Source organism: Polyangiaceae bacterium (assembly GCA_016715885.1).
GTDB lineage: Bacteria > Myxococcota_A > Polyangia > Polyangiales > Polyangiaceae > Polyangium.
On record JADJXL010000018.1, the window covers coordinates 737,712 to 747,255 of the forward strand.

A 9,544-nucleotide genomic window follows, 5' to 3' on the forward strand; every position below is an offset into this window, starting at 1 on the left:
TTCCAAGACGCATCCCACCGTGGCGATTGAGCGTTTCATTCTGGACGCCTCGGTGATACGATGGTACGCGCACTAACGGGACCCCATGGACTTTACCTTCGCTTGGGAGCGTGCCTCGAGTCCGCAAGGGCCTTGGCGCCATCTTCACGTCGTTTCATTCCGCGGTACCGAGGCGCTCGCGACGCTTTACCGCTATGAAATCACCGCCCTCATGCGCGAGCCTGCACCGGAGATCGACCCGGACGAGCTCATTGGTCAGCGCGGCACGCTACGCATCGCAACGCTCACAGCTCCCGCTTATCGCGTCGTGCATGGTGTCATCATCGGGGCCGAGGAACTGGGTCCCGTGCCCGGCGGAATGCTTTACCATATCGTTCTGGCACCGCCGCTCGTGCGCGCTGCGCATCGATCGCGCTGTCGTATCTTTCTCGAAAAAACCACGCGGCAAATCATCGATGCGGTCCTGCAGGGCGATCCAGAGATTACGCTTGCCAACGGAGTCACCGGCATTCTCGATGACGGCGATGAAACGCGCTACATTCCTGCAAAAGAAATGTATACATGGCGCATCGTGGATGCATCGCGCATCGACGACGTTGCCGCGCGAGATTATTGCGTTCAATACAATGAAAGCGACTTGGCGTTCATTCGTCGATTGCTCGAGGAGGAGGGGATTTCGTTCCATTTCGAAAATAGCGACGGCATCTGCTTGCTCGTCCTTTCGGACAAAGACTCTGGCCGCACACGCGTGAATCCTTTCGATGCACTCGGTCCGGGCATTGCCGGCCGCGCAATTCAATCGATGAAGCTTGGCGCGCGTCTCCGGCCGCGCAAAGTTTCGCTGCTCGATTATAATTGGAAACGCCCGACACTCGATATGGCCGTCGCCGAACCCGTGCGCCCTTCCGGTTCGGATCTTTTCGCGCACGAGTACCCCGGACGTTACACCGAAGCGCCCGAAATGGGCAAGGTACTCGCGGCGACTGCACTCGATCGGCTCGAGGTCGAAGCAAGTTACGCCGTGTGCGAAAGCACGTGCCGCGTGCTTGCTGCCGGCAACATCTTTGCGGTGGAGCATTCCCAATCGCGTTACGATGGAGAATACCTTGCCACAAAGCTGGAGATTCGCGGCGAACAAGCGGGCGTCTTGTCACCGGCGGCAGCGGGAACGATACCGTTTTCCGGCGTGCCGTATGCAGTCGCGATGGAATGCGCGCGACGCGGCAAAAATGGCACACTTTCCGAATCGCGCTTTCGGCCAGCACGTTCCACGGCAAAACCTCGGATCCACGGATCGCAGACGGCATTTGTGACCGCAGAGCCGAGCACGCAGGGGGCCGAGATTCACGTGGGTGGTCCGCCTGGTGCCGAAATCGGTTGCGTTCGAGTGAAGTTTCATTGGGACACGGATGCGACGCGGCATGCCAAAGAACCAACATCGTGCTGGGTGCGAGTGAACCAGGTGTTTGCTGGCATTGGCGAGGGTGCGGTGTTCCATCCGCGCGTAGGCGTCGAGGTCATTGTGGATTTCGAGGAGGGCGATCCGGATCGGCCCATCATCGTCGGCCGAGTGTACAACGGAAAGAACCGTCCCCCGAGCGGCGCCCCAACGGTGAGCACCTTCAAGACGATGTCGAGTCCCGCTACGGGCGCATTCAACGAATTGACATTTGATGATACTGCGGGCAAAGAACAAATCAAATTGCACACGCCATACGACTGGAGCTCCGATGCCGGGCATGATCGCACCGAGCGCGTGGGAAACAATAGCTCGTCCAGCGTGAGCGTGGATCGGAGCGAAACGACAGGTGCAAACCGAAGCACGTTCGTTGCCTCGAACAATTCCGAAGTGATAGGCGCCAATGAATCGGTCACCGTCGGCGCGGATCAAAACGTGATGGTCGGATCGAACCATCGCATGTCAGTGGGCGCAAACCAGACCATCGACATCGGGGGCGACCAACGAGAAAGCGTGACGGGAAGCCGCACGATTTCGGTAACTGCAAGCGACAAACTCTCCGTGGCAGGCGCCCAGGACATACAGGTGAACGGGGCGCAAACCATCACATCCGCGGCGTCGCAAACGATGGAGGCACCGGCACAATCTTTCAATGCGGGGAATACGCAATCATTGCAGTCCAATACGCTGCAAGTGGCAGCACGAAGCACGTTCGTCATGGAAGCGGGTGCGGACGGCAAAGTCCTAGCGGGAGGAAATTTGGAACTGATCGCCGCGGCAGAAGGATTGATTCAGGCCGCGAGCATCACCGCCAATGCGCAGGGAGAAATCGTTTTATCGGCGGGTGGCTCATCCATCAAAATCAGCGGAGCGGGCGTCGTAATCAATGGGGCGACGATCAAAGCCGCCGGTGGGTCGGTCGATATCACGGGCGCAATCGTGAAAGTAAATTGAGCGGAAGGAATGACGCCATGTTACAAGCCGCCAAGTGGTTCGATCCCGTCATTGGCATCGACGTGCACATGGTGTTGGTACCCGCGCCTCCGTCGCCGACGCCGATTCCGACTCCATTGCCGCACCCATTTTTCGGCGTCGTTTTCGATCCGCTGGGCGCAGCGATCGGTGCTGCCATAGGAATGGCACTCGGAGGGGGCGGCCCCGTGCTCGTCAATGGTTTGCCCGTGGGCAATACTGGGACGGACGTGTTGGGTTTCGGTCATTCTCCCACGCCGCCTGGCGTGTCCTTTGCGCCCAACGATTTCCCCGGCAACGAAGGCGTGATCGTGACCGGCAGCAAGACGGTCACGTTTGGGGGCGCATCCGAGGGGCGCCTGCTCTCGATGGTGATGACCTGCAATTTCCCAATCAATTTACCAACCTCGCTGTGTCTGGCAATTCCGGCGGGGCCGCCTGTGCTCGTCGGCGGGCCCGATTCATTCGACATTCTTGCGGCAGCTACCAGGGCAATTCGAACCAAGTGGTTTTCCGACGCTCTGCATAAGGGGCTGAAACCTGGACCGCGTCTCTCCAAGGCGATTTGTTTCTTTACGGGTCACCCAGTCGACGTGATGACGGGCGAGGTCACGAGCGACGCTATCGATTTCGAGCTACCGGGGCCCATCCCGATAAAATTCGAGCGAAACTATTGGAGTAGAAGTCAGCGCGACGGTGCCCTGGGGCCGGGATGGAGCCATCCACTCGATGCGTCCGTCGATGAGCGGGGCGAGGATGTGGTGGTCATTCTTCCTGATGGGCGTGAGCGGGTACACTCGCCACTGGCCGTAGGGGTGTCAATCTGGGACAACATCGATCGATACTCGCTCGAACGAAAAGAAAACGGGTACCGCCTGAGAACATGGGACGGCTTGAGCTACCATTTCGCACGCGTGCCTGAAGTCCGAACGGCATGCTCGCTCGTAAACATCACGGATCGTTGCGACAATCAAATTGCATTGCGATATCAGAATGGGCGCCTAGCCATGATAATCGACAGTGTTGGGCGTGAGCTTCGTTGTTCGAGTACACCCGACGGCAAACTCGCCGGGGTGCATTTCGATGCCATGAAAATCGACCTCGTGCGATTCACTTATGACGACGAAGGACGCCTTTCCGCAGCGCTCGATCCGCTGGGCAATGCGCTGCGGTATCGGTACCGAGGCGGTGTGCTCGTTCAAGAGACGAACCGAAACGGACTGAGTTTTTACTTTGAATACGACTGGACTCATCCCGAAGGATGGTGCATTCGCACATGGGGGGACGGCGGAATTTACGACCGGAGGATCACGTACGACAAACTACGCCACGTGACGCTCGTGGATGATTCGCGTGGAGGCCGAACGCATTACTTTGGAAATGCGGCGGGGCTTGTGGATAGAATCATCGATCCGACAGGTCGGGAGACGAAGTACGAGTGGGACGAGTGCTATCGGAAAACAGCGGAGGTGGATGGCGCTGGAGGGCGAATCGAATGGAATTACGACGTGCGCGGCAATGTGATTTTGCAGCGCGATGCCGTGGGGGCAACGACGCGCTGGACCTATAATGACTCAAGCGATCCGACAGAGTTCGTCGATGCGTTGGGAAATGTCTGGCGTTACGAATACGATCGCCGTGGCAAACTGCGTATTGCCACGGATCCGCTGGGTAACGCGTATCGATACGAGTTCGATCGAATCGGCCGGCTTCTGTCCTGTCGTGATCCCAGGGGTTTCGCGTTCTCGCTCACATACGACAGCTTTTCCGAGACCAGAGTCCACGATTGGGAGGGCAATACAACCGATTACCGCTACGACGCATTGGGCAGGCTTATCTCTTTGGTCGATCCCCTGGCACACGCACGGAGCTGGAATGGGACACGCGAAGCCTGCTCCTTGCGTTTGAGCACGCCCACGGCAGGTTGGAAATGCGGTATGATGCCGAAGGAAATGTCGTTGAAGTCACGGACGGAATGGGTTACACGACGCAAGTTTCATATTGTGGGTTAAACAGGCGAAGTGCCATCATTGATGCCCTCGGAGGTGTTGTCACGTATGCTTACGACACCGAAGAGCACCTTGTTGGCATTGTCAATGAGCGCGGCGAAGAGTATCGGTTCGATCTTGATCCTGCCGGTCGAACTCTTCGTGAATGGCGGTTCGATGGGGCGAAGGTCGTGTTTCACCACGACGTTGCCGGAAGATGCTGCGAGAAGGTGAACGGGGCACGGCAACGGACGAGATTCGTTCGCGACGCTGCTGGACGCGTGATCGAGCATATTCATCAAGGTGGTGAGCGTTCTGGCTATGAATATGACCTTGCAGGTCGGCTCGTTCGCGCATGGAATAGCGAATGCGAGGTGAGGATCGAGCGTGATCCGATTGGTCGCATTGTGCGTGAGTCGATTGGTAACTATGCGGTGGATAACGTTTACGATGCCGTAGGTAACCGCTTGTGCATGCGGCTAGACTCAAACATTCAATTCAAGTTCGATTATAGTGGAAACGGGAATCTGAAACGATTGACCACGGGTGAGGAAGCGCGCTACACCGTACCCTTCACGCGTGATGCCACCGGTAATGAAATCGTGCGAAATTTACCCGGCGCGATTCGCATTCGTTGGGAACGAGGCAGCGCTGGTCGTCCTCGAAAAATGGACGTCACTGCAAATGACAAGACGGTCGATTCCGTTGAGTACGAATGGTCGAACAACGGCAAAATTGCCTCGATGACGGATCCGCGCACGGGGACGAAGCGCTACGAATACGACGCCCGTGAATTCTTGACCAAGGCCATTCACGCGGACGGTGCGAGCGAACTTCGAGTTCCGGATTTGGCGGGAAACTTATACCGCACTGAGGATCGGAGTGATCGACATTACACCGTCGGCGGCGTGATCGTTCGTGACAACGACACACGTTATTTTCACGACGGTGATGGGCGACTCGTCGAGAAGGTACTCCCCAGCGGCGACAAGTGGCAATACACATGGGACGACGTGGGGCAGCTCCGGTCAGTGCTTCGTCCGGATGGCGAAAAGGTCGAGTTTTCGTACGATCCGCTGGGCCGTCGTATATCCAAACGCCATGGAAAACGGACCACAACGTACATCTGGAGTGAGGAAGAACTGGTCGGCGAGGTCGGAAGCGACGGAAGCTATACCGCATGGGCACTTGAGCAGAATGCATTCGAGCCGCTGGCCAAGCTCGAGGACGGCGCATTCTACGGGATTGTCAGCGATCATCTAGGCACGCCAAAGGCCTTGTTCGACGCTGCTGGGCGGGCTGCATGGCGAGCCGAACTAGATATCTTCGGGCGGGCAACCATCGAGCATGCTGACACCGTTTGTCCGTGGCGGTGGCCGGGCATGTATCACGATGAAGAGATCGGTCTTCATTACAACCGATTTCGTTACTATGATCCCGAGCTGGGGAGGTACATCAGCCCGGATCCATTCGGCTGCTCGGTGGTTTCAATCTATATTCCCATGTCATCGATCCATTGCTCTGGGTGGATCCGTTCGGCCTGGTGGCCTGTGACAAGGTTACAAGAAGGACGCGCCCCCTCACGTCGGACGAGCTCAACCACGCATTCGACCGTCATGCGGCACAGGTATTCGGACGCGAGGTTGGTCGTGCCAACGACTTCGATCGCTTCGCCGCCCTCGTGGATCGTGCGAGGAAAAGCAAGCAAACATTCTTTTGGCGAACAGGCAATGACAATACACTCGCACATCTGGCGCGAATCAATGGAAACTACATTGCTGTACAATTTTTCCGCGAAGGCGATAATATTGGTAAACTGGCGACGGTTTTCGTGCCAAACAGAAGCCAGCTCCAAAGAATCTTTCAAGTCATGAGCAAGGACGGCCCCTGAGGTGACCAATGCGCGATGAGTGGCTGCGTATGAGCATTTGGATTCCACCTGAATTGCAGGAGTCACCGCTTCGCACGGTGGCAGACCATTACGTTGCTCGGGGCTGGACCGTTTGCGACGTAACGGCTTGCGACGTGGCGTTGAAAAACCTTTCCGTCGAATCGATGCTCGATTTGCCAGTTGAACAGCGCGTTCATTGCGGGCGTCAATTGCCCAGTGACAAGTGGATTGTCAAAGTGGAGCTCGACAAGGGCGGGCTCAGGCCCAACAACCGCACGGCGGAATTTGCGTATAGTTCGGTGCCTGCGCCATGGCTCGACCATCCGGTCGAGATAGCGATCCCGGTTACCGAACACCGTCCGGATCGACCATTGGCAAGGGCGAACCACACGAAATGAAAGGGGTGCTGGACGAGCTTTCCTCATTGAGCGAAGCGGTGCTCGCTTCCTGGGCCGTAGTGTCTCCACTGGGACGTGGGCCGAGCCTTCCTGAACTATTTGGGCGAGAGCGCCCCTCGTATGTGGATCTATCGACGATATTCCTTTCCGATTTGGAATTCGATGCGCATGCGATTAGCCTCATTCCCGAGTACGCACACAAGGAACATTGGGCATCGGGATGGCTGGTTTCCATCGCACCATATTGGGGCCCGTCGGTATCCGGTATACCTGCGACCGAATTCGAGGGCATCATGTGGCGATTGCTGTCCGGTTGGGCGCATCGACAGCGATACAGCTGATATTGCGCCAGCGTTTTTACGGCCGGCGTGCTTTTCGCAGCGCCACCTCGAGCCGCTCCGCAAGCTTTGCATCCCTCGCCGCTTTTTTCGTCCACACTCGCACGATCGGCATGAGCGCTTCATGCTGCATCTCAAGCGTATCAAGCGTTGTTTTGCGCGACCACGCTTCGAGTCCCACGAGGATACACGCGTATTCGTCCATTACAATCGGCCCACGGAAGGTTTCTCGGGTGACGTATGCCACATCATATCGTTCGCGGAGCATCTGCTCTCCCGCGCCTTCTTCTTCAATGGCACATTTCCACCGATGATTGTTCCATTTCCAATCCTCTTCTCGCAATCCGTGCGACGCTGAATGGTAGACCGCTCGCTTTTTCTTTTGTCCATTTCAGCGGCGATCGTTTGCAACGTGCTCGATGGTCAATTCGATGGGCGGCAATGCCGGCGCCGCTTCTTCCGGCGGTGGGACAATCCCTTCGTTTGGCAAATGGGAGGGCTTCACGACGGATGTCTCGTCCGCCACCGCGATCGGCCCAATCATGGGCGGTTTTTCCACGACGGGAGGCGCGGGAGTGACGTCTTCGACTGGTGGCGGTTCCTCTATCGTAGGTAGTGGCGCAGTATCGTCGAGTCGCGCGGAACGTTCATCGAGTGGCCCCTTTGGCTTGGGCGCATCGAATGGCGTGACGGGCTTCAAAACCGTCGCGACACCCGCGTACCATAGCGGCTTTGTCGAATATATATCGTCATCCCGCGACGCGGGTTTTCAGCGGTGGATGTAACTGAGCTACGCCCGGCAACGAATGGTGTTGCGGGCTTATCGTCGCGCGAAACGCGGAATTCCATGGTTGCATCGAGCCTTTGCTCGTCTGTCGCAGGGCGCGCGATACTCTTCGGGGCAATGGGCTCAGCCGTAACCGTCACACGCCCTCTTTCTGCCGCATGTGTGAGGACGAGCGTGCCGCGCCAAACCAGCATGGCCAATCCACGATTTGTATCGATGCACAACGTATCGCAACGCAGCCTCACGTCCTGCGATTCTCCCCCAGGCCGCTGCAACGTCGCGTGCGGAACGGTTTTCGCGAGTCGGGTTTCCAACCGAGGAAACACCGAATGCAATTGGTCGAGCACGATGCGCTCGTCGCCCGCAAGCTCCCCGAGCTGCTGATCTGCCGGAGCCACATTGAAGCAGGCCCCGTCAATGTCACCAGGCAATGGGCGCTTTTGCCACGCGTGAGGTCCCAGGTCGCCGCATGCACGCCAAGCGACGCCAATCGTGCCGGATCATTGGGCGGCAGCGGTGCCAATCCGTCCACAATCCATCCGCGATCCGCTCGCGCACGAGTGGCCTTTTCGAGGTTCCACGACCAGTCGAGCCATGATGCTGGTCGCGTGCGCCCGGCTAAAAGCCGTCCCAGGACAATACGTCCGCTCGCCGTTTGAATGGTGCAACGTCGCTCGCAACCCCAGTATCCCATGGAGGTTCCGCGTGGCAGCCAACGGCGATTCCTCTGGGCGCAACTCGAATGTCGCCTTGCAAAAGCACTTGTCAGCGCAAAGCACCGGGCCGCGGCTGCCACGGAAGCAACGCCACTCTCAACGGGCAAGTGTAACGTATCCATGTGCGCGAAGCCGAAATGCGGACTCTGTTGAATGTTGTTCGGCGGCAACGCAGGCTCCATGTACCATCGCCGCGATCAAGGATAGAATGCAGAAGCAGGTGCCCGTTCCGGAGTTTTGCTCTGTTGGTGCCTGCGGTCAGCTACCGCGCGCGAATGAGGCTAAACACAGATGCTGTGCGGACAAACCCGCGGCGGATGCGTTTATTCACCCGCTCCGGACCTTGTAGCGATGCGGGCAACGTTGCCAAGGCGTGCGCGAAGAGAGTTCAGAAAGAGAGCCAACTTATCGAATCCGGCTATTAGGCACTGCGCTGGTGCTGCGGATTGTTTACGAACGCGATGACGTTTTTGGCGAGCTGATGCGGCTTTTGGCGACGCTGCAGCGTTCCCGCGGCGCGTAGACGATTCCGACCGCGCCGACGAGGCAGCGCCGCGGCGCGCAGACGCCTTAGCGCCGAAGCTCGTAAAGCTTGCCGTGACCGTCCGCGAGCCAAGCCGCGTACAGGGCTCGCGGTGCTGCGTGATGGTCTGCCGCTCGCGCCGACGTTGGCAGGAGCTGTCTTGCATCGCAGTGGACCCGGGCGAGCATATCCGTCGAGGCGAAGGCACCAGGGCGTTCATCCTGGAAGACCACGGTGAAGCTCGACGTACCTGGTGTCGTGCAGTCTGTTACGGGTGCCTGTCTCGGTAAGATCCGGGTGCCGCCTCCACCGGGAAAAACCGCGCAACGGGTGGCGGCGGGAATCGTCGTGGGCAGCGTTGGGCTTGGTGCGCTTGGCACAGCGGTTGGTCTGGCGGTTGCCGCGCGACGAACAAACGAGGAGTCCAAACAGTATTACTTACCGGATGATCGAACAAGTGCTTCGACGCGAA

The 9,544-nt window shown here is 58.1% G+C and carries 8 protein-coding genes; 5 read left to right on the forward strand and 3 right to left on the reverse strand.

Annotated elements, in window-relative coordinates; translation table 11 throughout:
• Positions 1-85: 85 nt before the first annotated feature.
• The 4 genes from tssI to IPM54_24280 are packed head-to-tail and all read left to right on the forward strand — an operon-like array spanning position 86 to position 6,708.
• Complete coding sequence (gene tssI, locus IPM54_24265; protein ID MBK9262905.1) at positions 86-2,413, forward strand: type VI secretion system tip protein VgrG; 2,328 nt, start codon at positions 86-88, stop codon at positions 2,411-2,413.
• 17 nt (positions 2,414-2,430) lie between these two features.
• Positions 2,431-4,443 (forward strand): hypothetical protein, encoded by a 2,013-nt coding sequence (locus IPM54_24270; protein MBK9262906.1) that lies wholly within the window; start codon positions 2,431-2,433, stop codon positions 4,441-4,443.
• The gene (locus tag IPM54_24275) at positions 4,362-6,293 is read left to right on the forward strand and encodes an RHS repeat protein (GenBank protein MBK9262907.1); all 1,932 of its coding nucleotides are present in this window, start codon (positions 4,362-4,364) and stop codon (positions 6,291-6,293) included. Before IPM54_24270 ends, IPM54_24275 begins: the two co-directional genes overlap by 82 nt.
• Positions 6,294-6,339: 46 nt before the next feature.
• Positions 6,340-6,708: a hypothetical protein gene (locus IPM54_24280; protein ID MBK9262908.1), complete on the forward strand. Its 369-nt coding sequence runs from the start codon at positions 6,340-6,342 to the stop codon at positions 6,706-6,708.
• A 357-nt stretch (positions 6,709-7,065) separates the two neighbouring features.
• Here IPM54_24280 and IPM54_24285 read toward each other — a convergent pair whose 3' ends face one another.
• From IPM54_24285 to IPM54_24295, 3 genes are all read right to left on the reverse strand, one after another.
• Complete coding sequence (locus tag IPM54_24285; protein MBK9262909.1) at positions 7,066-7,293, reverse strand: hypothetical protein; 228 nt, start codon at positions 7,291-7,293, stop codon at positions 7,066-7,068.
• A 144-nt stretch (positions 7,294-7,437) separates the two neighbouring features.
• Complete coding sequence (locus tag IPM54_24290) at positions 7,438-7,746, reverse strand: hypothetical protein (protein MBK9262910.1); 309 nt, start codon at positions 7,744-7,746, stop codon at positions 7,438-7,440.
• Positions 7,743-8,264 carry a DUF2169 domain-containing protein gene (locus IPM54_24295; protein MBK9262911.1) on the reverse strand — a complete coding sequence of 174 codons (522 nt, stop codon included), beginning with the start codon at positions 8,262-8,264 and terminating at the stop codon, positions 7,743-7,745. Before IPM54_24295 ends, IPM54_24290 begins: the two co-directional genes overlap by 4 nt.
• 1,042 nt (positions 8,265-9,306) lie before the next feature.
• Between IPM54_24295 and IPM54_24300 the strand changes: the two genes are divergently transcribed.
• Positions 9,307-9,544: hypothetical protein (locus tag IPM54_24300; GenBank protein MBK9262912.1), on the forward strand; the 238-nt coding region annotated here is incomplete at its 3' end.

Coding starts and splice junctions, on each gene's coding strand:
- tssI (MBK9262905.1), top strand. CDS start 86: ATGGACTTTACCTTCGCTTGGGAGCGTGCCTCGAGTCCGCAAGGGCCT.
- IPM54_24270 (MBK9262906.1), top strand. CDS start 2,431: ATGTTACAAGCCGCCAAGTGGTTCGATCCCGTCATTGGCATCGACGTG.
- IPM54_24275 (MBK9262907.1), top strand. CDS start 4,362: ATGCGGTATGATGCCGAAGGAAATGTCGTTGAAGTCACGGACGGAATG.
- IPM54_24280 (MBK9262908.1), top strand. CDS start 6,340: ATGAGCATTTGGATTCCACCTGAATTGCAGGAGTCACCGCTTCGCACG.